Annotated in this window: 24 protein-coding genes; 6 read left to right on the forward strand and 18 right to left on the reverse strand. The window is 66.1% G+C overall.

All coding sequences use genetic code 11. The annotated features are described in order from the left end of the window. Window positions 1-13: 13 nt before the first annotated feature. Genes CH296_RS10500 through CH296_RS10520 form a run of 5 tightly spaced genes read right to left on the reverse strand, consistent with a single transcriptional unit; the run spans window position 14 to window position 3,417 of the window. Window positions 14-967, reverse strand: coding sequence for a copper resistance D family protein (locus CH296_RS10500; RefSeq protein ID WP_256980408.1), 954 nt, complete (start codon window positions 965-967; stop codon window positions 14-16). Window positions 968-974: 7 nt separating this feature from the next. Continuing rightward, window positions 975-1,520 (reverse strand): MprA protease, GlyGly-CTERM protein-sorting domain-containing form, encoded by a 546-nt coding sequence (gene mprA / locus CH296_RS10505; RefSeq protein ID WP_045197945.1) that lies wholly within the window; start codon window positions 1,518-1,520, stop codon window positions 975-977. Then, entirely contained in the window at window positions 1,517-2,182 is a 666-nt protein-coding gene (locus tag CH296_RS10510; protein ID WP_094646465.1) for a YcnI family protein, read from the reverse strand. The genes mprA and CH296_RS10510 overlap by 4 nt, the downstream gene beginning before the upstream one ends. Before the next feature lie 47 nt (window positions 2,183-2,229). Beyond that, window positions 2,230-2,751 carry a hypothetical protein gene (locus CH296_RS10515; RefSeq protein WP_094684667.1) on the reverse strand — a complete coding sequence of 174 codons (522 nt, stop codon included), beginning with the start codon at window positions 2,749-2,751 and terminating at the stop codon, window positions 2,230-2,232. Between the two features lie 15 nt (window positions 2,752-2,766). Next, window positions 2,767-3,417, reverse strand: a complete 651-nt coding sequence (locus tag CH296_RS10520; RefSeq protein WP_032397385.1) for a DUF6474 family protein — start codon at window positions 3,415-3,417, stop codon at window positions 2,767-2,769. Between the two features lie 162 nt (window positions 3,418-3,579). Between CH296_RS10520 and CH296_RS10525 the strand changes: the two genes are divergently transcribed. Then, a complete protein-coding gene (locus CH296_RS10525; RefSeq protein WP_094684694.1) occupies window positions 3,580-5,148 on the forward strand; it encodes a TM0106 family RecB-like putative nuclease in 1,569 nt (522 codons plus the stop codon). A 40-nt stretch (window positions 5,149-5,188) separates the two neighbouring features. Here CH296_RS10525 and CH296_RS10530 read toward each other — a convergent pair whose 3' ends face one another. The 9 genes from CH296_RS10530 to CH296_RS10570 all read right to left on the reverse strand — a co-directional run bounded on the left by CH296_RS10530 (window position 5,189) and on the right by CH296_RS10570 (window position 13,808). Next, the gene (locus CH296_RS10530) at window positions 5,189-5,956 is read right to left on the reverse strand and encodes an SDR family NAD(P)-dependent oxidoreductase (RefSeq protein ID WP_032397116.1); all 768 of its coding nucleotides are present in this window, start codon (window positions 5,954-5,956) and stop codon (window positions 5,189-5,191) included. Between the two features lie 116 nt (window positions 5,957-6,072). Then, window positions 6,073-6,912 (reverse strand): carbohydrate ABC transporter permease, encoded by an 840-nt coding sequence (locus CH296_RS10535; protein ID WP_032397117.1) that lies wholly within the window; start codon window positions 6,910-6,912, stop codon window positions 6,073-6,075. After that, on the reverse strand, window positions 6,909-7,850 hold the full coding sequence (locus CH296_RS10540; RefSeq protein WP_094684668.1) for a carbohydrate ABC transporter permease: 942 nt from the start codon (window positions 7,848-7,850) through the stop codon (window positions 6,909-6,911). The genes CH296_RS10535 and CH296_RS10540 overlap by 4 nt, the downstream gene beginning before the upstream one ends. After that, complete coding sequence (locus CH296_RS10545) at window positions 7,847-9,142, reverse strand: ABC transporter substrate-binding protein (protein WP_094684669.1); 1,296 nt, start codon at window positions 9,140-9,142, stop codon at window positions 7,847-7,849. Before CH296_RS10545 ends, CH296_RS10540 begins: the two co-directional genes overlap by 4 nt. Before the next feature lie 88 nt (window positions 9,143-9,230). Continuing rightward, window positions 9,231-10,247, reverse strand: coding sequence for a hypothetical protein (locus CH296_RS10550; RefSeq protein ID WP_094684670.1), 1,017 nt, complete (start codon window positions 10,245-10,247; stop codon window positions 9,231-9,233). Next, window positions 10,244-11,428, reverse strand: coding sequence for an ATP-binding protein (locus CH296_RS10555; RefSeq protein WP_094684671.1), 1,185 nt, complete (start codon window positions 11,426-11,428; stop codon window positions 10,244-10,246). The genes CH296_RS10550 and CH296_RS10555 overlap by 4 nt, the downstream gene beginning before the upstream one ends. Window positions 11,429-11,461: 33 nt before the next feature. Beyond that, window positions 11,462-12,166 (reverse strand): TMEM165/GDT1 family protein, encoded by a 705-nt coding sequence (locus tag CH296_RS10560; RefSeq protein WP_032397121.1) that lies wholly within the window; start codon window positions 12,164-12,166, stop codon window positions 11,462-11,464. A 207-nt stretch (window positions 12,167-12,373) separates the two neighbouring features. Continuing rightward, a complete protein-coding gene (locus CH296_RS10565; protein WP_032397122.1) occupies window positions 12,374-12,901 on the reverse strand; it encodes a hypothetical protein in 528 nt (175 codons plus the stop codon). 283 nt (window positions 12,902-13,184) lie between these two features. Further along, the gene (locus CH296_RS10570; RefSeq protein ID WP_045197953.1) at window positions 13,185-13,808 is read right to left on the reverse strand and encodes a superoxide dismutase; all 624 of its coding nucleotides are present in this window, start codon (window positions 13,806-13,808) and stop codon (window positions 13,185-13,187) included. 338 nt (window positions 13,809-14,146) lie between these two features. Between CH296_RS10570 and CH296_RS10575 the strand changes: the two genes are divergently transcribed. Continuing rightward, window positions 14,147-15,208 carry an acyltransferase gene (locus CH296_RS10575; protein ID WP_094638032.1) on the forward strand — a complete coding sequence of 354 codons (1,062 nt, stop codon included), beginning with the start codon at window positions 14,147-14,149 and terminating at the stop codon, window positions 15,206-15,208. Window positions 15,209-15,303: 95 nt separating this feature from the next. On the opposite strand, the gene CH296_RS10580 is transcribed toward CH296_RS10575, so the two are convergent. Beyond that, window positions 15,304-16,239 (reverse strand): LLM class F420-dependent oxidoreductase, encoded by a 936-nt coding sequence (locus CH296_RS10580; protein WP_032396472.1) that lies wholly within the window; start codon window positions 16,237-16,239, stop codon window positions 15,304-15,306. Between the two features lie 277 nt (window positions 16,240-16,516). Here CH296_RS10580 and CH296_RS10585 point away from each other — a divergent pair, with 277 nt between their 5' ends. From CH296_RS10585 to CH296_RS10600, 4 genes are all read left to right on the forward strand, one after another. Continuing rightward, window positions 16,517-16,864, forward strand: a complete 348-nt coding sequence (locus CH296_RS10585) for a rhodanese-like domain-containing protein (protein ID WP_032396471.1) — start codon at window positions 16,517-16,519, stop codon at window positions 16,862-16,864. Between the two features lie 123 nt (window positions 16,865-16,987). Continuing rightward, window positions 16,988-17,923 carry a DUF4328 domain-containing protein gene (locus CH296_RS10590; RefSeq protein WP_179277691.1) on the forward strand — a complete coding sequence of 312 codons (936 nt, stop codon included), beginning with the start codon at window positions 16,988-16,990 and terminating at the stop codon, window positions 17,921-17,923. Beyond that, the gene (locus CH296_RS10595; RefSeq protein ID WP_032396470.1) at window positions 17,920-18,693 is read left to right on the forward strand and encodes a glycerophosphodiester phosphodiesterase; all 774 of its coding nucleotides are present in this window, start codon (window positions 17,920-17,922) and stop codon (window positions 18,691-18,693) included. The genes CH296_RS10590 and CH296_RS10595 overlap by 4 nt, the downstream gene beginning before the upstream one ends. A gap of 10 nt (window positions 18,694-18,703) precedes the next feature. Beyond that, the gene (locus CH296_RS10600; RefSeq protein WP_045197954.1) at window positions 18,704-19,615 is read left to right on the forward strand and encodes a DUF5926 family protein; all 912 of its coding nucleotides are present in this window, start codon (window positions 18,704-18,706) and stop codon (window positions 19,613-19,615) included. A gap of 130 nt (window positions 19,616-19,745) precedes the next feature. Here CH296_RS10600 and CH296_RS10605 read toward each other — a convergent pair whose 3' ends face one another. The 3 genes from CH296_RS10605 to CH296_RS10615 all read right to left on the reverse strand — a co-directional run bounded on the left by CH296_RS10605 (window position 19,746) and on the right by CH296_RS10615 (window position 22,332). After that, window positions 19,746-20,300 (reverse strand): ferritin, encoded by a 555-nt coding sequence (locus CH296_RS10605; protein ID WP_032396487.1) that lies wholly within the window; start codon window positions 20,298-20,300, stop codon window positions 19,746-19,748. 111 nt (window positions 20,301-20,411) lie between these two features. Continuing rightward, window positions 20,412-20,969 carry a ferritin gene (locus CH296_RS10610; protein WP_094684673.1) on the reverse strand — a complete coding sequence of 186 codons (558 nt, stop codon included), beginning with the start codon at window positions 20,967-20,969 and terminating at the stop codon, window positions 20,412-20,414. A gap of 67 nt (window positions 20,970-21,036) precedes the next feature. Beyond that, window positions 21,037-22,332, reverse strand: a complete 1,296-nt coding sequence (locus CH296_RS10615; RefSeq protein ID WP_373557278.1) for an LCP family protein — start codon at window positions 22,330-22,332, stop codon at window positions 21,037-21,039. Window positions 22,333-22,646: the final 314 nt, after the last annotated feature.

A 22,646-nucleotide genomic window follows, 5' to 3' on the forward strand; every position in this document is an offset into this window, starting at 1 on the left:
GCCTACCGCCGGCTCACGCGGTGGTCGCCAGCGCCGCGGCCAAGCCGAACGCCACCACCAGCAGGCAGACGTGTGCGGCCGCTCGTCCCACCGAGTGCTCCACCGTGGATCGGTGTGCTGCGACGGTCGGCAACCACGTCCCACGGATCCGGTGAGCCAACGCGACCAGGATCACCGTGGCGAGAACCTTCGCGAGAACGATTCGGCCGTAACCGGTCTCGACCACGGCGCCGAGGCTGTCGAGCTTCAGAATCGCGTCCAGCACCCCGGTGGTGGCCACCCCGACGACGCACCAGAACGCGACCCGCGAATAGACCGGCAACAGAGTCGCCCACGCCGATTTGCTCCGTAGACTCAGCGCCATCGCACCCAGTACACCGAGCCACACCGACGCGCACAGCACATGCACGGCAACGGCGAAGGAGCCGAACGCGAACTGCGACATGTGACCGGTGATCGGCCGCGCCACCAGGGCGAGGGACGCCAGCACGATCACCGGAGTCGGAGACCAGCTCGCCCGCGACCGATACCCGGCCACCCCGACGGCGCACAGAGCGAGCGCGAGGATCACCGTCGCCGAACCCAGACGGCCCACCGAGATCGAGGTGGCGAACGTGGTGAAAGCGCTCGGCGACAACGTCAGTGGCGTACGCCCGGCCGAATCGGCTGCCGCAGCGGCCAGCAGAACGAACTCGGCCACCGCCCACAGCCCCGACAGATAGCCGATCGCGCGCCACATCACCAGCGGGTCGACGGCGGGGCGTCGGGACTCGGAACTGGCGTCCAGGACAGCGAGAACTCCGAACCCCAACACCACCGAGCCCGACGCCACCGCGATCACCCGTAGCCACGACGACCCACCGGGAAAGGTGGGGTACGCCAGCGCGAATGCCGCCGCGACCCCCAGCAACGCCGCAGCTGCGGCGGCGAGCACCAACCGAACGCTTCTCTCGCCCACCGCAGCCACGTCGGTACTACTTCTGGGTCTTCGGCTTGCGCAGGGCGAACCCCAACGCGCCCGCGAAGGCCAGAACCGCGACCACGATCAACACGATGTGTCCGTAGCCGCCGAGGAATCCGCCATCCGACTCCTCCGAGGTGCCCGACGCGTCGGCCGGTGCCCCGGGAGTACCGGAACCTTCCTGCGTCAGCGTGAACGTCGCCGTGCCGCTCACGGGATGACCGTCGGCCGAGGTGATGCGGTACGCGAGGGTGTACTCGCCGATCGGTCCCAATTCACCGACGTCGACGACGACGCTCTGGCCCTCGATGCGTGCGTCGCCCTTCGACCAGATGTTGCCGTCGGGCCCGACGACGTTGAGCGTGGCGAACTGCGACTGCGGCACCTCGTTGAACGACACCGACGCCGTCGCCGGAGACGAGTCGAGGGAGGAGCCGTCGGCCGGGCTGTACCCGGTGACCTGCGAATGCGCCGATGCGATCGGTGCGGCGATCAACAGCACCAGCAGTGCTGCGGCCGAGACGAGCAGTGCCTTCGTGGAAACTACGAGCGATCTCACGAGCGCCGCGCCCTGATCGTCGCGCCGATGCCCAGACCTGCGCCGACGGCTCCGAGTACCAGTCCGACGCCGGCGAGCCAGCGAGCGGTGTTGTCGGAGGACGACGACTCCGCCGATGCCTCGGCTGTTGCGGTGGTCTCGGTGTGGGCGCTGCCGTGCGCATCACCGCCGGCCGCGGCCAGAGTCAGGGTGGGAGCGGGCAATTCGGGCTCGCTACCGTCCTCGGTCATCGGCTCGTTCCAGTTCACGACCTCACCGTCGGTGTAGGTCTGGGTGGCCGGGAACGAGACGGTCTCCTGCTCGGGCAGCGGTCCCGCGGAGAGCAGGAACTGCTGGAACTGGCCCGGGCCGACCTCGGAACCGGGGTTCGCCGTCCACGTCACCGACACGGCCAGATCGGCCGAGTCCTTCTCGACGGTGGACGTCCAGCCCGGGATGGGCTGCGTACGAGCAGAATTCAAGCCAGGCAGGGTCACCTTGACCGAACTGGTCGAGGCAGTATCGGACTCGGTGGGAACGCGGAACGTCAGCACCGAGTAGCCGCCCTGCGCGGCGTCGGGTGCCGAGACGACGACGTGTGCGGACGCTGCGCCTGCGCCGATCAGCAACGCGCCGACGGTGGCTCCTGAGACGAACAGGGCACGGGAAAGAGAGCTCTTCATGGATTGGGTCATTTCTGTGCAGAGATGTGCGGGAAAAGGAATGTCGGTCAGTAGATCGACACCGGGGGCCCGCGACGAGAGATGACCCAGTCGAGCGCAGTGCCGTCCACCGACGGAACCGCGACGGACATGGAGACGCGACCGACGGCGGAACCGTCGGGCAGGGGAGTGAGGAGGGCGAGAACCGCTCGGACGATGGAGGTGATCGGGCCGTAGAGGCGCTCGGCTGCGGCGATCGTGAATCCGGTGACGACCGAGGCGACCGCGTGGAAGGCGATCATGGCTGTGCTGGGAAGCAGGGAGTGTGCGTGCATCTGAGCTGCGCTGCCGAGGCTCAGCGCGATGTGGGCGACGAGTTGGCCGGTCAGCAGAGCCGGGAGCAGCAGAACGGTCGAACGCCTGGGCAGGGCTGTCATGGCACCGACACCGATGCCGACGACGATCAGCAGGGCCAGGGCAGAACCGTCGGGCCAGTCGCCGCCGGCCATGCCGTGTGCGGCCACCGCGAGCGCCGCGGTGACGATACCGACAGCTCCGCCGCGAAGCGGGGCGGCTGAGCTGTCGGTCATCGGTTCGTTCAGGGGTCAGCGCACGCCGAGACGGGCGAGCAGATCGGCCTCGATGCCGTCGAGCTCTGCGGAGATAGCGGCGTGTGCGGTCTTGCGGCGAGCGGGCGGCATCTGCTCGGATGCGCGGACAGCGGTGGTCAGATCGTCGAGACGCTCGCTGATCGCGGCACCGAAGCTCTTGGTCTCGGGATCGGAGTGGCGCGCACCGATGGTGCCGAGCGACTTCTCGGCACCGGCGATCCGTGCGCTGAGCTTGCCGCCGTGGCCGGTGTACTCGCTGAGCTGATCGGGTGCGACACCGAGCTGCTGCGCCTTGCGGCTGTCGAGCTGCGCACGAACGACGGTCGCACCGCGGTAGAGGATGGGGGCCAACACCGGAATCAGCAGCCGGGCAATACCGAGATACTTGCGGATCTGAGCCACGCTCAGTGTTCCCTGCATCGCAGCTTTCTGCTGAGCCTTGAGGGCAGAGACCTGCGCCTTCTCGACGTTCTTCTGCGACTTGGCCTCCACCGCGCTGAGCTTGCGCTGTGCCTTGGCGATCGCCTTCAACTGCTTGCGCTCGTTCTTCGCGCCCAGCTTCGCTTCGAGTGTTGCCTTGTGCTTGAGAGCTTTGGCCTCTGCCTTGCGAGTGGCACGACCCTTACGCTTGCGGAACAAACCCATCGACAAGGCTCCTGACATGTGCTGCTGGGCGGGAAAAGTGCGTTCCACACACCTTATCGGGCGGTGGTGTTCGCAGGCTGACGGGCGGTGATCTGCACCGGCTGTCGGAGGGCTGACCTAATGTCTTGAAGTGTGAACGGTCGACGAGCTCCTGCACCCGTGCTGCTCGATGCCGGATCGTTGACGCGGTGCAGGCACCGGCTCTATCTCGACACCGCGTACGGAACGTTGCTGCGCGGTGAACCCGAGAACCCAGGGGTGCGGCAGCGTCGCGAAGCAGCTCAGGCCCACCGGGAGAACATCCGCGCGCAGCTGGCCGTGGACGATCCGATGCTGTGGACCGAGATCGACGAGCCCACCGCCCGAGACGCTGCCGACGCCACCGTCGCCGCTTGTCGGGACGGAGTGGAACGCATCTGGAACGCGGTACTGCCCCTCGAACGCGACACCGGTCGACGCGGGCGCAGCGAACTGCTCGTCCGCGACGCGTCCGGCGGCTACATCCCGGTGATCGTGGTCAACCACAAGGTCACCGACCCCGGCCGCGGCGCGCGCACCACCCCGCTCGATCGATGGTCTCCGGCGATCGACGAGACCCGCAAGGTGCGCAGCCAACTCCGCGACCAGCTCCGGCTCGCTCACCTGTATCGCATGCTGGCGCACGAGGGCCTGGCCACGGCCACGCCCGTCGGCGGCGCGGTGGGCTACAAGGGCGAATGCATGCTGGTGCACGATCTCACCTCGGTCCTCGACGAATACGACACCCGCTTCGCAGACCGGCTCTCGGTTGCGCAGGGCACCGCGTTCACCGTTCCCTCCCAGGTCAGTGAGTGCCGATCCTGTTCGTGGTGGTTCGACTGCAAGCCGCAACTCGAGGCCGTTCGTGACGTTTCGCTGGTGGCCTCCGGTTCCCGCGCCGATGTGCTGCGCAGCGCGGGCGTGCGCACCATCGACGAGTTGGCGCAGTGGACCGGCCCGGCACCGGAGGAGTGGCCTTTCGGAAACTTCGACGACGCCGTGTCCGCGGCACTGGCCTGGCGAGCCGACGTGCCGTTGCTGCGGCGCTCGGAGACCGTGACGGTGCGCCGCGCCGACGTCGAGGTGGACGTGGACATGGAGAGCTATCAGGAACACGGCGCGTACCTGTGGGGCACGCTGCTCACCGAAGCGGGTGGCCCGCCGCCGACCTATCGCGGCTTCGTCACCTGGGATCCGCTGCCGACCGTGGACGAGGGCCGCTCGTTCGCGGTGTTCTGGAACTGGTTGATGGACACCAGGGCCGATGCGGCCGCGCGCGGCAAAACCTTTGCCGCGTACTGCTATTCACGGCAGGCGGAGGACAAGTGGTTGCTCGATTCGGCCCGCCGCTTCGCCGACGTTCCCGGGGTGCCGACCGAGGCGCAGATCCGCGAGTTCATCGACAGTGAGCAGTGGGTCGATATCTACCAGGCCGTGAGCGATCAGTTCATCTGCCCGAACGGCAAGGGACTGAAGAAGATTGCGCCGGTCGCAGGATTCGCGTGGCGTGACGACGAGGCCGGCGGCGAGGCGTCGATGGGCTGGTATCGGGAAGCCGTCGGATACGACGACGAGCCCGACCACACGCAGCGCGAGCGACTGCTCGTCTACAACGAGGACGACGTTCTGGCCACGAAAGTGTTGCGCGAGTGGATGTCCGACCGTGCGGAGAAGGAGATCCCGACGGTGGCGGACCTGCGCGCTCGCGCGTGACCCCGCGTCGATCGGCGGGGCCACGCGGAGTGGGCAGTGGTCAGCGCGGAGCCATACGGATCGCACCGTCCATGCGGATGGTCTCACCGTTGAGGTAGTCGTGCTCGGCGATCATCTGCACCAGCTGCGCGTACTCGGTGGGCTGAGCCAGGCGCGACGGGAACGGTACCGACGCCTCGAGGCCCTGACGGTATTCCTCGGTGACGCCTGCCAGCATCGGGGTGTCGACGATGCCGGGCGCGATGGTGTTGACGCGGATGCCGACCTGCGCGAGGTCGCGGGCAGCGGTGATGGTCATCGCGTGTACGCCGCCCTTGGAGGCGGTGTAGGCGATCTGGCCGATCTGGCCCTCGAAGGCGGCGACCGATGCGGTGTTGATGACGACGCCGCGCTGGCCCGCATCGTCGACGGTCGACTGTGACTGCATCCGGTTCGCGGCCAGCCGCATCACGTTGAACGTGCCGAGCAGGTTGATGGTGATGACCGTGCGGAACAGCTCGAGATCGTGCGGTCCCTTCTTGGACAGGATGCGGCCCGCCCAGCCAACGCCTGCGCAGTTGACGACGATGCGCAGCGGCACACCGGATGCGACGATCGTGTCCAGGGCGGCCTCGACCTCGGCCTCGCTGGTGACGTCGGCGGGCAGCAGAGTCACCCCGGCCGGGACGCTGTCTCCGGCGCGCTCGATGGACTGCGGCAGATCGAGCCCGAACACGGTGACGCCTGCGGCGGCCAGACGAGCGGCCGTTGCGGCACCGAGGCCCGACGCTCCACCGGTGACAAGTGCTGCTGTTCCTGAAATCTCCACGTCGTACGATCCCCTTCGCTCACGGTGGCGGGCCGCGGCACAGGCAGCGACCTCGTAGTCGCTTGCACCATAACCGGCGGGACACCTCACCCACCTTCAGGCACCCTGGATGGGACCTACTTGATCCCGCTGCGCGCGAATCCGGCGATGAAGTACTTCTGGAAGAACAGGAACAGCAGTGCCATCGGCACGACGTTGATCAGCGCGAACGCCATCGTGGCACCGTAGTCGCTGTTCGCCTGGCCCTGCAGGTACAGCAGGCCGATGGGCAAGGTGAACAACTCGTTCTCCCGCAGCGCGATCAGTGGCCACGCGAAATCGTTCCACGATTGCAGCAGGCTCATGAAGGTGAGGACAGCGATCAGCGGTCCCGACAGGGGCAGCACGACGCGCCGGAAGATCTGCCAATGCCCGGCACCGTCGAGACGCGCCGCCTCGAGCAGCTCACGCGGAATGCCGAGCATGAACTGGCGTGCGAGAAACAGCCCGAACGCCGACGCCGAACTCGGCAGGATCACCGCCCAGTACGTGCCGTACAGGCCGAGGCCGACGACGATGCGGAACAGTGCCACCATGATCACCTGCACGGGCAACACCAACGTGGCCAGCGCGATGAAGAACAGTGGCGTCGAGAACCGAAACCTCAAGTGCGCGAACGCATATCCCGCGAGCAGGCTCGTGACCACGGTGATGATCGTGACCACGACGGCGATGGCGATCGAGTTGCCGAGCCACGTCGCGACCGGGAACGAGTCGAACACGCGAGTGACGTTCTCCCACGTCACCTGGCGCGGCCACAGGCGCAGTTCGCCGCCGCCCAGCAACTCGCCGCGAGTCGAGAACGCCACGGCGAGCATCCAATACAGCGGAGCGACGGTGATCAGGCCGATGACGGCGATGACCACCGTGCGCAGTACCAGTGCCCGGCGAGCGGACGCGTTCCTCGGCCCACTCATTCGACCAGATCCTTCGTTCGGCTCGCGCGCCACTGTGCGGCGGCGAAGACGAGGGCGAACAGGAACAGCACCATGCCGATCGACGCGGCGTAACCCTGATCGCGGGTGACGAACCCCGTCTCGTAGGCGTAGGTGACCAACACCGATGTCGCCCCGCCCGGTCCGCCGCCGGTGAGAACGAAGACCAGATCGAACACCTGGAACGAGTAGATGACGTTGAGCACCAGCAGGAAGAACGACGTCGGACCGAGCAGCGGCACCGTCACGTTCCGGAAGCGTTGGAACGCGTTGGCACCGTCCAACCGGGCCGCCTCGTACAGATCGGGACCGAGACCTTGTAGGCCGGCCAGGTAGATCAGCATGTTCAGCCCGGTGCGCCACCACACGGTGGCGATGACGATCGATGCGAACGCCGGCCCTGGAGACGATTGCCAGTCGATGGCGGGCAGACCGAGGAACCCGATCAGATTGTTGAGCACACCGGAGTTCTGGTCGAACACCAGAATGCCGATCAGGCCGGTCGCCACACCGGAGACGGCCATCGGCAGGATCACCAGCGAGCGCCACAGCGGCCGGGCGGGCAGCGCGGAATTGAGCAGTACGGCCGCGATCAGACCGAACAGCATCGACAGCGGAGTCACCAACGCGGTGAACAGCAGAGTATTGATCAGTGCCCGCCAGAACAGCGGATCCTCCACCAGGCGTGCGTAATTCGCTGCGCCGACGAACTCGCCTGCACCGAATCCGTCCGTCTGCTGCAGGCTGACGACGAACGCGGCGACGAGGGGAACGAGCACGAACACCGCCAACAGTGCGTAGCTGGGGGCGAGAAACCCGGCGGCTGCGAACGCCTCCTTCCTGGCCCCGGCGCGCTTGGTCTCGGCTTCGGGCCCTGGCCCGGTTTTCTGCCCGGCCCCGGTGATCGGTTCGGCTGTCATGCGCCGGTGACCTCGGCTATTCCGCTCTGCAACGCGGAGACGGTGGCAGCGGCATCCTGCGAACCCGCGAACGCGAGATCGAGCTGCTCCTTCAGAACCGGGATGATCGCCGACATCGACGGGGATGCCACCTGCGCTGCATCCTGCGGCTGCACGGTGGTCGCCTGTGCCGCGAAGATCGGAGCCAGTTCCGAGCGAACATCGAACTCGAGGTCGGAGTTGAGCAGGTCGTTGCGCGTCGGCAGCAGTGAGGCGGCCCGGCAGAAGTTCCGCATCTGCTCCTGCTGGGTGACGAACTCCAGGAACGACGCCGCCAGCTCCGGCTGAGAGGTCTGCGACGTCGCCACGAGTGCATTGCCGCCGAAGTCGCCGCCGCCCCGGCGATCTCGCGGCGCATAGGTGGCCGTCCAATCGAAACTGGCCGTGGCATCGGCGTCGGGCAATTGGAACGCACCCGACCAGACCATGGCTACCGACTGCGAGAACCAGGCCTCGCTGGCGTAACTCGACGACGCGATGGTGTTGTTGGCCGGCACATAGCCCTTGGAGAAGAAGGACGACGAGAATTCGACGGCCCGTCGAGCCTCGTCGGAGTCGATCAGTGGCGTCTTCTGGTCCTCGGCCAGGAAGGATCCGCCGGCCTGGAACAGCAGGCTGAGCCAGCGGGTGACACCGTTGCCCTGCCAGTTGTAGGCCCACGGATACTGGTCCGCCGGCAGCGAGGAACGCAGTCGGTCACCGATCGACACCAACTCGTCCCACGTCCAGGCGTCGTCCAGAGTGGTCGGAACCGAGTCGATACCGGCCTGCGACAACAGGTTTCGGTTCACCAGAATTGCCGAGGTATCGGTGTGGTGCGGCAGGCCGTAGGGAATTCCGCCGTTCTGCACCGCAGCCCACGCCGTCGGCGTGAACTGATCACGTGTGTCCGACGCCAACAGCGGCGACAGATCCAGCAGTTGGCCGCGGCCTGCATACGCGCCGAACGTGTAGTACGGCACGCGGAAGATGTCGGGCGGATTGCCCGCCTGGAGTTGGGCGTCGATGTTGGTGAACATCTGCTCGTACGGCACCGCGTTGAGGGTGATCGTCGACCCGGGATTGGCCGCCTCGAACGCGCTGATCGAGGCTCGGAAGCCGGCCAACTCGGCGTCGGTTCCCCACGTGGTGAACGTCAGCGTGCCCTCGGCCTGTTGCGACGGGCTGGACTTGACGAAACCGCACCCCGCCAGCAGCAACGGCACTGCGGCGGCACCGGATCCGATCAGGAAGGATCGACGATCGAGAGGCATTGCTGGGCTCCGTTCATCGGCTGCCGGTGCGGCAGACCAACTGGTCCGCCGCAGGGTAACCACGACGGTCTGCGCCCAAACCCGGCCGTCAGCTTCGGTTGCGCCCGGTGTGGTCGTACTCGACTCGGTGTGCACCGTCGCCCAGGTCGTCGAGCAGAATCGTCGCCGCCACGGGGCGGCCAGGAGGTAGGAGCCGGACCGTCACCGCGCCTGCTTCGGCGGCATCGAGTGCGCTCGACGCGGCGGCCACGATGCGTTCTCGGGCGTCGTCGTCGAGAGCGTTCGGAGATCGGTCGTCGAGCAGCATCACCTCCACCCCGCGGGCCCGCGCAGACCTGGCCGCGCGAGCGAGGTCGGGCCGAACCAGACCGCGGGCGCGCAGGGTGTCGCGAAGTTCGGCTTCGAGCAGCCGACACGCGAGGATCTCCTCGTCGGTGGGATCGGGACCGTCGGCGATGCGCTGCAGCAGCGGACGGGCCAAGGCGTCGAGACTGGCCAGCCGAGCGTCGCGTTCCTCGAGAACTGCCGCCGCGGCAGCCTGGGACGCGATGCGCACCGTCGACTGCCTGCGCAGCTCGAAAATTGCCGCGGCCAGCGGACGGATGGTGAACGCGAAGAACGTCGACATCAACAGCGGCGCGATGTTGATGGCGCTGAACGAAAGTCCGTACAGAAATCCCTGACCCGTCACCACCGCCCATCCGATGGCCACGGACATGGTCAGTGTCAACCCGACCCACGCGGCCAGCGTCCGACCGCGCACGCACATGAAGGTGTAGATCACCAGTGGCATGCCAAGCGGCCACGTCTGCAGGCTCCCGTTCAGCGGTACCGGCACCACTGCGAAGACCAGGGCGGCTGCCACCGGGCCCGATAGGGTCATCAGTACGGTCGACCGCAGGCTCGGCGGGTCACCCGGCGCGCGGAGCAACAGGATGACCGCGGCCGAGAGCGCCAGCACCGCCGCGTATTCGGGCCACACCGCGGACACCCCGGTCAGGGTCGTCGATGCACACACCAGGCACGCGAAGATGAAGAATCCGGCAACCGCATATGCAGCCGCCGACTTCATCGACAGCAGATCGCGAACGTCCTCGCCGTTCATCGCTTCCAGCCCAATCGCACGATGGTGCCTGCGGCGGAGGACACGATGTCGGTAGATCCGCCGTCGAGCTGACGCATCCGGCCCTCGATGCTGACGGCGACGCCGAGTCGGTGGGGCGGCACCGAGCGTCGATCGAAGCCGATGCCGTCGTCCATCACGGTGATCTCCACCGTCGACGGAGCCAGCCGGGCTGTGACCGATCGTTTCGATGCCTGTGCGTGAATCAGACTGTTGCGCAACGCTTCGGCCAGTGCGGCAGCGATGGCTCGTACTGTCTCGACCGGGTACTGCTCCGTGCGCTCCAGCGAGTCGTCTTTCACGGTGAATTCGATCGACTCGTCGACCGTCGTTGCGGCAGAACGGAGCTGAGCCAAAGCCTCGTCGGCCGAGAACGTTTCGAGGACGGTTCCTGTGGTCAGGTCATCCAGATGCATCAGAGCCGAGCGGGCCTGACGCGCCAGGCTGGGCGTGCGGCCGTGGCGAGCCACGGCGAGCAGTGAGGACATGACCTCGTCGTGGATCAGCGCGTCCAACCGTTCGCGCTCGACCTCGCGCGCGGTGGCCGCAGCCGCCCGGGCTGCGTCGTCGTGTGTCGTCGAGATCGTGGCGTCGAGAATGCGTCCGGTACGTACCGCGGCCAGTGTTGCGGCGACGAACACCGTGCAGAACATCATTGCGAAGCAGATCTCCGCGACGATGTTGCTGCGGGGGAACGGTTCTCGCACGGCTTGATTGGAGAGCTGTACGAGAACGACGCTGACGGTCATGTGAACGAACGCCGGGACAGGGTGCCACACCGTCGCAGCGGCAAGTGCCGCCACGCCGGGAAATGCCGCGAGAAACGTTCCCCCCTGATCGAACGTCACGCCGTCCCAGGCAGTCCACCACAGCGCGGCCATGACCGGGAACGCCAGCGCGGCGATGGATCCGGCCGTACGAATCACTCCGATGCTGGGGTGAAATGTGGAGGCCGCGAAGGCGAATCCGGTGCCGAACACGACGGCCACTGTCGTCGGAGTCCACCACCCGGGAACGACGTTTCCGGTGCGTGCGATATCGGGAATCAACAGCAGCAGGTACGCCCCGTAACCGACACCGACGAATCGGCCGGTGATTCTGATCAGCCGATCGGTCGAGTGGTGCGCCGCGTCGGTCGTGCTCACCTGCTGGTCGTCGTCCATGCACCCCTCCCGGGAGAGGAGTGTAAACCAAGGTCAGGCGCGTTCGATGGTGGTCTGCTTCTCCGATTCACGTGCGGCCCGGGTGCGGGAGCGCCGAACGAACACGGCGACGACGACGGCGGACATCACGACAACCGCTGCGGCAGCGATGTACGGGGCTGCGGTGCCCGGCATCAGGCCCTCGAAGAACAGGACGGCACCGAAGACGAAGAACAGGATGGCCGCGCCGTACTGAATGATGCGTTCCGGCAGGTGCTTTCCGAGCACTGCGCCGACCACGATGGCGAGTGCATCTGCCGCGACCATGCCGACCGTCGAGCCGATCCAGACGCCGACCCAGTCGTTGTCGGCGGCGAGAGTGACGGTGGCCAGCATCGTCTTGTCGCCCAGCTCGGCGAGGAAGAACGCCGAGGCGATCGCGAGGAACGCGGATTTGGTGACCCGGGAGGCTTTCGCGCCCTCGTCGTCGGACAGGGAATCGCCGCGCAGCGTCCAGAGTCCGAAGATGACGAACGCGACGCCGCCGACGATGGAGATCAGCTCGGTGGGAATCGACACCCCGAGGAAGTGGCCGACCGCGACCGAGACCAGGTGCACGACGGTGGTGGCGACGGTGATGCCGCCGATGACGACGTACCACTTGTAGCGCAGGGCGAATGTCATGGCCATGAGCTGGGATTTGTCACCCAGCTCGGCGACGAAAATGACAGCGAAACTCAACAGTAATGCGGACAGCACAGAAGACTCCTCGGTCGTCGAACGGACCGAAGGTCTCGCCCACCGGAAGAACCGGTTCAGGTGCCGGGTCGCAGTTTTACGACCAGTATGTCGACACGTTGATTGGGGGCTACTCCCCTTCGCTGTAGACGACTTTAAGTGCCGTTTCGCGAATTGTCCAATGCGCCAATAAGTTTGGGCACCCGAAAAATCGTGTGCGGGGAGCGGTCAGGAGGCGAGGAGCATTGCCAAAACTGCGGTGTCGGGATCGCTGATCGGATCGAGGCCGACCCGACTGACCATCGAGGTCACGGTGCCGTCGGATTCGGCCTCCACCCACGCCGCCCGGTGATCGAGGCCGAGATGCGGAAGACCGGGGAGCAGAACGCAGCCGGACGCCGCGCCCGCACACTCCGGGAGTGTCGGTGTCGTCTCCGACGGTGGATGCAGCATCAGCAATGCGGCGGGTTGCTGCGCGGCGAACCGTCCGGGAGCCAACGCGAAATCTCCGATCACCGGACCCTCGGCGACGACCAAGCCGACCGTCCCCGGCGCGGGGTCGTCGGGCAACTCCTCCCGCACCCCGAACACCGTCGACGTCGCCAACAGGCCCGGCATCGAGGCCACCCGCACGGCGAGGGCCAGAAATTGTGCCCATTCCTTGGTGGTGTCCGGCCAGCGGCCGGAGATCACGAATCCGCGCAGCAGACCGGCGGCGTGAAAAGGCGAGACACCGATGAGATCTCGATCGTCCATTGCGCATTCCTCCCAGACAGGTACAGGGCTCGAAGCCGGGTACACGACGTTGGGTAGGAAGAGAATGACGTGAAAACGGCTGGCACACAAGATGGGGAGAGTGCCAGCCGAGACGTAGCCGCCCCCTGCTCTGCCGGGCATTCGCGATGCTCGACCACGGTATCGCCTCTATTCGGGCGATCCCTGCGGCAGCGAAGGCAAAAGTCGTTCGACGAGACAGGGCCACCGCAATGGATGCGGTGGCCCTGTCTCGCAGTTGTTCGACTGTCGGCGATCTCCTCGGTTACGGGAAGATCAGACCCGGGGTCTTCGACGTCGCGGCCTCGAAACGAGCCTGGACGTCGGCCCAGTTGACGACGTTCCAGAACGCCTTCACGTAATCGGCCTTGACGTTCTTGTACTGCAGGTAGAAGGCGTGCTCCCACATGTCGACCTGGAGCAGCGGGATGATGCCGAGCGGCACGTTGGCCTGCTGATCGTAGAGCTGGAAGGTGAGCAGCTTCTTGCCGAGCGAGTCGTAGCCCAGAACTGCCCAGCCGGAGCCCTGCAGGCCGTTGGCGGCAGCGGTGAACTGTGCGCGGAACTTGTCGAACGAACCGAACTGGTCGTCGATCGCGGCAGCGAGCTCACCCTCGGGCTTGTCGCCACCGTTGGGCGAGAGGTTCTTCCACCAGATGGAGTGGTTGACGTGGCCACCGAGGTGGAACGCGAGGTTCTTCTCCAGCAGGAAAATGGCTGCATGATCGTCGTTGTCACGCGCTGCGGCGAGCTTTTCGACCGCGGTGTTGGCGCCTGCGACATAGGTGGCGTGGTGCTTGGAATGGTGAAGCTCGTTGATCTCGCCCGAGATGTGCGGCTCGAGGGCGGAGTAATCGAAATCAAGGTCGGGCAAGGTGTACTCGGACACGTGGTTCCCTTCTCTAACGACGCCGTACCCATCGTGTGATGCGGGCACGTTCGTCCTACTGCGGATCATTCGTAGGGTTCAACCCAATCTCATTCCTACCCCCAGTGCAACAGTTGTAACCGAGATGCTTTTCTCGGAATAATTTCGCGTGAACGAGACAGTCGAATTGTTCGGCTGTGAATCCGCTCCGAATATCACGAAACAGTTGCGCATCGGCTGCGGATTGGTCCAATACATGAACGGAACCTAAACTCCAGGGTGTGGATGGGGACCGACCGAGCCGAAACACGGTCGACGAGTCCGTCGCCGCACAGCCGGTGATCGCGCCCCGAGTGCAGATGGACGGTGCCGACCTCCTTCGCGTCATCGCCGTCCTCGCGGTGCTCTACTCGCACATCTCGTTCTATCTGCTCGACGACGTCGGCGGCGGCTGGTGGATGATCGACGTCGTCGACACCGTCCTGATCCAGGACGCCGGCCTCAACATGCACCTGTCCTTCGTCGGCGTCAGCATCTTCATGCTGCTCACCGGCCTGCTGATCACCCGGTCCGCCATGCGGCAATCGCGTCGGGACTTCATGGTCGCGCGTCTCGCCCGCCTCGTCCCGGCCCTCTGGTTCGCCATCGCGATGGCCGTCATCCTCGTCAAACTCGGACTCAACGGGATGTTCAGCGGCCAACCCGGCATCACCAACGGAGAGGCATTTCTCAGCTTCTTCCTCGGTGGCTTCTTCCTCCGACCCGAGGTCGCCGTCCTCGGTGTCACCTGGACCCTCGTCGTGCAGATCGTGTTCTACCTCTACTGCATCTCCATGCGCGGAACGCTGCGCACCAGGCCCATCGTGGTGCCACTGGTCGGCGCAGCACTGTGCGCGCTGGTGATCGTCTACAACCTCTACCTCCCGCAGCCGTACACGATCCCGTTCCTGACCAAGGTCGCGGGCGTACTCCCGACCCTGTTCCTCGGCCAGATCATCTACCTCGGATGGGCACGACTGATCACCTGGCGATGGGTCGTCCTCGGCGTCATCGCCCAGATCGAAGTGATCCGACTGGCCATCGAAGTCCACACCTTCTGGATGGGCGGCACCTACCTCTGGACCCTGCTGGTCGTCACCGGCACCGTCCTCGTCCTCGCCCGATACGACGGACCCATCACCCGCTGGCCCGTCGTCAAGTGGATCGGCACCCGCAGCTACGCGATCTACCTGATCCACACCCTCGTGCTCTACCGCATCTACGCAACCGTCGAACCGCACCTGGGCCCCACCGCCGCCGTCCTGGCATTCCTGGCCGGTACCGCCGCACTCGCCGAAATCATCTACCGCTGGATCGAACTGCCAGCCGCACGACACATCAGCGCGCACTACTCACGCCTACGCACCCGATCCGCCGCCTGACCGAGCCCCCCATGGGCACTCAATGTGACATTCAGTGGACTTTTGGGCAGTCGATGTCACGTTGAGTGGACTCGGGCGGGTCGGTTTCTGGTCGGTCAGAGCTGCGGAAGAACCTCGGATGCGACGAGTTCGAGGTGATCGAGATCGGTGAGGTCCATGGTCTGCAGGTATACGCGGGTCGCGCCGATGGCTCCGAAGCTGCCGATTTTGTCGACGAGTTCGGCTGGGCTTCCTGCGGCACCGTTCTCGCGTAGTTCGGACACCTCGCGGCCGATGGCGGCGGCGCGTCGTGCGATTTCTTCTTCGGTGCGGCCGCAGCAGAGGACGAGGGCGTTGGAGTAGACGAGGGAGTCGGGGTCGCGGTCGGCGGCTGTGCAGGCTGCGCGGACGCGACCGAACTGGGTCTCGGTGTCGGCCAGCGAGGCGAAGGGGATGTTGAATTCGTCGGCGTATTTCGCGGCGAGTGCCGGGGTGCGCTTCTTGCCTCCGCCGCCGATGACGATGGGCGGGTGCGGTGTCTGCACCGGCTTGGGCAGCGCGGGGGAGTCGGTGACGGGATAGTGCGTGCCGGCGTGCGAGAAGGTCTCGCCGACGGGTGTGTTCCAGAGTCCGGTGACGACGGCAAGTTGCTCTTCGAGTCGGTCGAAGCGTTCGCCGAGCGGCGGGAACGGAATGCCGTAGGCCTTGTGTTCGTCCTCGAACCAGCCCGCACCGAGCCCGAGGTCGACGCGACCACCGCTCATCGCGTCGACCTGGGCGACGCTGATGGCCAGCGGCCCCGGGTAGCGGAAGGTCGCGGAGGTGACGAGGGTGCCGAGCCGAATCGTCGAGGTCTCGCGGGCGAGCCCGGCCAGGGTGATCCAGGCATCGGTGGGGCCGGGGCCGCCGTCGCCGCTCATCGCGAGGTAGTGGTCGGACCGGAAGAATGCGCCGTAGCCGAACTCCTCGGCAGCTTTCGCGACGCGGAGCAGTTCGTCGTACGTGGCGCCTTGTTGCGGTTCGGTGAAGACGCGCAGCTCTGTGGAAGTCATGTTCGCCAGCCTAAACAGCGGATTATCGGAAGCGCAGACGACGGCTGTGTCAAATCACCATCGATCCACAGGCGGAGTTGGTATTCGGTACACCGCGAGACCGACTCGGAGCTTTGACCTGTGAATAGAAACCGGCACAGGCCCCGATTCTGTGGATCGATCTGTGGATACTGTGGATAACTCATGTGACTTGAGTGACGCAGGTCATAGCGAGACGGCGCTTCGGTCGAAAGGACACGGGTGGCAGGCCCGCGCGGACGCGTGACAAGATCGAGGTGTGTCGCATCCCGAGCAGTCTCCCGCCGTCACCGTCGATCGTCTTCCGGTGCCGTTCCCGACGGCGGCCATCCTGCTCGACGTGCGCGAGGACGACGAGTGGCAAGCCGGACACGCACCCGACGCCGTTCACATCCCGATGGGCGACATCCCATCGCGCGCCGGTGAGATCGACAACCAGTCCGAGGTGTACGTCGTCTGCAAAGCCGGTGGTCGCTCGGCGCGCGTCGTCGAATACCTCAACCGCGTGGGATACGACGCGATCAACGTCGACGGTGGGATGCTCGCCTGGCAGGCCGCTGGTCGACCGATCCAGCGCGACGACGACCACGAAGCGAGAATCATCTAGATGTCGGCACCGCAGGGACGCGCTCAGGCGTTCCAGGTCTGTGCCCGCTGCAGCACTCGTTGGGCTGTCGGCGCACGGCCGGGTACGTGGTGCCCCCGCTGCCACGGAGTACTACTCTCGCCGGTGTCCACCAGGGCGCCCGCGCACGGTGCCCGAAACTTCCGATGGGTAGCCCGACCGGCGATCTCGTCGAGTAGAGCCGAGCGCCGCAGCCGATCCGTATCGCCGACCCCGACGCCGCACTACACCTCGACACCTACCTGGGGCTTGCGCGACGTACCCCGCGACCCCGACGCCGATCGCAGCATCGGTCGCGTCGAGCGATACGCAGCCAACGCTCAGAACCTGGTCCTCGTCACCGCGATGTTGCTGGCGCTCGCCGCGTTCGCCGAAGTGTTCAGGTACGGGATCCTGCTGCACAACCGAGTGCGACTGATTTCGCCGATCACCCTGGCCGTGTCCGACGCCTTGGTGTACTTCGCTCAGGTCGGTGCACTGCTCATCGGTCTGGCGGCGCTGATCACCTCGTCCTGCTGGCTGATCGACCGGCGCAGACGTACCTTCGCTGCCGCCGGCTCCACCGATCCGCGCTCGGTGCGCACGATGTTGCTGATGTCGATGCTGCCGTTCGTCCGCATCGTGATGCCAGGGGTCTACCTGACCGAGGTGGTCCGCCTCAGAGGCGGTGCCGATGCCGACGTGCACCGCGAACTGACACTGGTTCGCATCTGGTGGGCGCTCTGGGCAGCGAGCAATGCGCTGGTGATCGTCCAGCTGTTGTGGAACCTGCGTGATTCCCTTCAGGCCCGCGCCGACGGAGTTCTGTTGTCGGCGTTCGTGGCACTGGTGGCCGCGGTCTCGGCCGTATCGACCCTGGCCGTGATGCGCCGACTGGAAGGCCGCACGCTGCGCGGCTCCGCCGTGTCACGACCGACCCGCTGGGTGCTCGCCAGCGGCACCGAGCAGAAGCCGAAGCAGCCCGAACAGCAGCAGCCCGAAGAAAAGCAGCGCGAAGACAAGGAACCCGAGTACGAATCCGAGGCGGTGACGGCGTCGTGAGTCCCGATCGTCGTGGGCCACTGGTCGTCGCGCATCGAGGTGCGTCCGCGGCCAAGAAGGAACACACTCTCGCCGCCTACGACCTCGCGCTGCGCGAGGGAGCGGACGGCGTCGAATGCGACGTGCGGCTCACCAAGGACGGGCACATCGTGTGCGTGCACGATCGCCGGGTCGATCGAACCTCGAACGGCACCGGCATCGTCAGCGAGATGGATTTCGCCGAACTCGCCCGACTCAACTACGGCGACGCCGACGAACCCGCCGAACTTCTGACCTTGCACGACCTCATCTCGCTCGTCCTGGACTGGACCAGCAAGCCGGTCAAACTCTTCATCGAAACCAAGCACCCCGTGCGGTACGGCTCGCTGATCGAGAGCAAGGTTCTCGCCGAGCTGCACACGTTCGGGATCGGGGCACCCGCGTCGGCCGACCACTCGCGCGCGGTCATCATGTCGTTCGCGCCATCGGCCGTCTGGCGCGTACGGCGGTCGGCTCCGATGCTTCCGACGGTGCTCCTCGGCGACAGCTCGCACTACCTCGGTGGGGGAGCGGCGACGACCGTCGGGGCCACCGCTGTCGGTCCGTCGATAGGTGCGCTACGTGAGCACCCGGCCATCATCGACCGCGCAGCAGCGTCCGGCCGGGCCAGTTACGTGTGGACCGTCGACGAGAAAGAGGACGTGGAGCTGTGCCGCGAGCTCGGTGTCGGCTGGATTGCCACCAACCATCCCGGTCGAACGCGAGCCTGGCTCGAATCGAAGAACGTGTAGGTTTTCGGGCGTGGGTAAGAGCAAAAGAAACAGTGGACCGAAGCAGGACAGCAACCGCGCAGCGAAGCTGGCGCAGCGGGAAGCGGAACGGGCGAGCATCGAATCGGCGTCGACGCGCCCGTTCGAAGGCCTCGCTGCCGAATGCGACCTCGTAGCGCTGCGTGAGTTCGTCCCGTCGGCGACGGCAACCGCGCCGATCACCGTGGACGGTCGCACCATCACACTGGCAACGGTACTGCCCGGAGCCGTCGCGGCACTGGTGCGCGAAGACGGGGGCACCGTCGAGGGATTCGTCGGCCTACAGGTGCAGACGCAATCGAAAGACGTTGCAGCAGATATCAGTAGCGCATTGGGCTGGGTGTCCACCGCGTCCGCGGGCGAGTCGCTCGAAGCCGCGAAGATCACCGACGCCACCCCCGCATTGACCGAGGTGCTCGACGCGTCCGCTCTGCTCGAGATCACCGTCCATCAGGACTTCAACTGGTGGATCCCCGAAAGTGCCACTCCCGCAGCCGATGTGGCTGCCACCGTGGAGCGCGCGAACCAGGCGATCATGCCCTCGGCGCGGATCGAAGCCGACGGCGTCGTCGCGGCGTGGTGGGTGGATGCCGGCGACAAGGCGCACATCCGGTGGGTTCGTCCGGAGAGTGAGGACGACGTGATGCTCGCTCTCGCGCGGCTGCACGCTGCGGGTGATCTCAACCTGGGTGAGGGCTCGCGCTACGCCGGTTCGTTCCGCACACATGGACTGCTGGTGCCGGTGTTCGACCTCGACCCCGAGATGCACCCCACCGAATGGGCCGCGCCCACAAAGGAATTCGGCGAGAAGCTGGCCGAGGCTCTCGCTGTCGACGCTCCGCTCACGGCAGCGCAGCTGCGCTCACGTGACGGCTTGCGCGGTCGTCAGGTCACGTTGCGCTGACGGCTCCCGGCCGGATGTACGGCCGAGAGGAATTGCTCGGAAAAGCACATCGGGTGGCCGCCCGAACAAGAATCCTTGTTCGGGCGGCCACCCGTATGAGCGCGCTACTTGCCCAGACGTGCGGCGGGATCTACAGCGATCCGCCGGCGACGGTGGGTGCGCCCGAGTCGGCCGTCACGCTGGTGTTCATCTCACGGGCGACGAACTGCTCGAGATCGAACAGGTTGTGGCCCGCGCGATCGGCGATGTTGAGCAGCGTCTTCATGCTGGCAACTTCCTCGACCTGCTCCTTGAGGAACCACTGCATGAACTGCTCGCCGAGGTAGTCGCCCTCTTCGCGTGCGGTGCTCGCCAGAGCGATGATCTGCTCGGTGACGGTCTCCTCCTGCGCAAGCGCCAGGGCGATGGCCTCACGGGGATCGGTGAAGACGGACTTCGACGCGTCGACGCCGGTCAGCTCGACCGTGATGTCGCGATCGAGGAAGTACTGCACGATCATCATCGCGTGGTTGCGCTCTTCGACCGACTGCGCGTAGAAGTGCTTGGCCAGCTGCGGCAGATCGACATTCGCGAAGTACACAGCGGTGGCGATGTACTGCTGCGAGGCGTTGAACTCGTTGCGAATCTGGTCGCGGAGAAGTGCATGGAACTTGGTGTGGCTGGTTTCTTTGATGTCTACGCTCATGACGAGGACAATATGCCTGGTCAGAGGCGTTGTCATCCAAGTCGAACCTTATTGAGGCGAACGTAGCCTAATACAGTGAATCCTAAATGTCCGCTCTGAGCAGGGCGCAAACTACGCTCTTCCGGCTTCTTTCGGGGCATTGGTGGCGCGGATCACCGTCGAGCCGATCTCGCGTGCGACGTACTGCTCGATGTCGAACAGGTTGGTTCCGGCCCGGCGAACGATATTGAGCAGACTCTGCATCGCCGCCACCTCCTCGACCTGCTCGGTGAGGAACCAGTGGATGAACTGCTCGCCGATGTAGTCGCCGTCGGCCCGGGCAGCGCGCGCGAGCGCGGTGATCTGCTCGGTCACCGTCGACTCCTGAGTCAGTGCCAGTTCCACCGGTTCGACGACCGACCGGAATGCCGTCACCACGTCGTCGATGCCCGACGCGTCGACCTCGAGCCGATTGTCGATGAGGAAACGGATCATCATCATCGCGTGCCGACGCTCCTCGGCGGATTGAGCGTAGAAACGCGTGGCCAGCTGCGGTAGATCGTTGCGGTCGAACCACACCGCAATGGCGACGTACTGCTGCGAAGCGGTGAACTCGTGCCGGACCTGGGCGCGCAGAAGGTCGTGGAACGACGTACCGGGGGCGGCGGGCTGGGCAGACGGCGATGTCATGGTCCTCAACCTACAACCCAGGGTCGTTCCGCAGGCTCCTCTCCCGCCTACCGCTCCCGCCTGCCGATCAGGGGCCGCCGGTCAGCAGTTCCGGCGGGATCTCGCGATCCTGTGCGATGGCGTCGAAGAATGCCGGCGCGCGAGTGTCGTCCCACAGCAGAACGTTTCCGACGTCGGAGTCCTGGAATCCGCCGACCGGCACCGTCGTGGTCACCGGGCCGCTGCGCATCGCCCAGGCCAGCGCGGCGAGGTTCCAGATGTGATCTCCCTCGTCGACGCTCAACGACGATACGGTGTCGGACACCAGCGGCCACAACCGCAGTGGGTTGAGGAAAGTCGAAGCGCTCGTTGCCTTTTCCAGAAGGGCCGACATGAACGCGCGTTGATTGTTCATGCGGTCGATGTCGGCCAGTGCCGTCGCGCGGGATCGCACGAATCCGAGCGCCTCGGCTCCGGTGAGATCCTGACAACCGGCGGCAATGTTGATGCCCGCCAACGGATCGTCGATTGCATTCTGCACGCACACGTTCACTCCACCGACCGCGTCGACGATCCCGGCGAAGCCACCGAATCCGATCTCGGCGTAATGATCGATGTGCACACCGGTTGCACCCTCGACCGTCTGTACCAGCAGTGGCGGCCCACCGAATGCGAAGGCCGCGTTGAGCTTGTCCTGGCCGTTGCCCGGAATCGACACGTACGAATCGCGCGGCAGGCTGACCATCGTCGGCGCGCCGCTGCCCTCGGGGATGTGAATCAGAATGATCGTGTCGGTGCGGCTCGGGCCCACCTCGCCGCCGGTCGCGAGCGCGGCTTCCTGCTCCGGCGTCAGGCCGGCCCGCGAATCCGACCCGACGAGAAGCCAGTTGGTGCCGGGGGTGTCGCCGATGCGCCCGGGATACGAGGTGAGGGCGTCAACGCGCGTCAACGAACTGTCGACGTAGTAGACGACACCTCCGATACCCAGCACGAGAACCAGCAACACGATCAGGAAGCGTCGTCCCCAGCGTCGGTGCCTGCGCGGCTTCGCCGCTTTCGGTGACCGAGAATCACGTTGCGGCCGAACAGGTTCGGGACGACGTAGCGCCCGCTGCACAGGCGGTTGCCTGCGCTCCTCGGTGAACGGCTCCGGCTGCTGACGCGGCGCGTATCCGGTGCGACCCGGTGGATCGTCCTGCGAACGTGAGTACTGACGCGTCGAATTCGCCGCATCCGCTCGAGCCGGATTCGACTGTGCTGGATACGACTGTGCCGAACGAGGTTCGGGTGCCTGCGACCAGGCCTGCTGAGGGCTGTCGCGTGGAACCGGTGTCGGCCGAGGTGGCCCGTCCGGCCCGGGAATGGGGCGGCCGTCGCGTCGGATGAACTCGGTACCCTCCGGCGGCGGCTGGCCCGGTCGATACCCACGTGGGGGCGGCTGTCGGCCGGGCGGCGGGCGGTTGGGCCGTGGCTGGGGCGGCTGTTGCCCGGGTGGCTGCTGACGGGGTCGCGGTGGACCCGGAGGCTGCTGCGGGGGTGGACCTTGCCGGGGCGCGGGATCGGGACGACCGTGCCGGCCGGGCGTGGATCTGTCCGCCGGCGGCGTTCGGTTCGGTGGCGGCGTTCGACCGGGAGGCGGCGTGCGCCGGTCCGGCGCGCCGTGCCGTCCATAGCGATCGTCGTCGTTCACGAATCGAC

Origin of the sequence: Rhodococcus sp. 14-2496-1d, assembly GCF_002259365.1 — a bacterium.
Classification (GTDB): domain Bacteria; phylum Actinomycetota; class Actinomycetes; order Mycobacteriales; family Mycobacteriaceae; genus Rhodococcoides.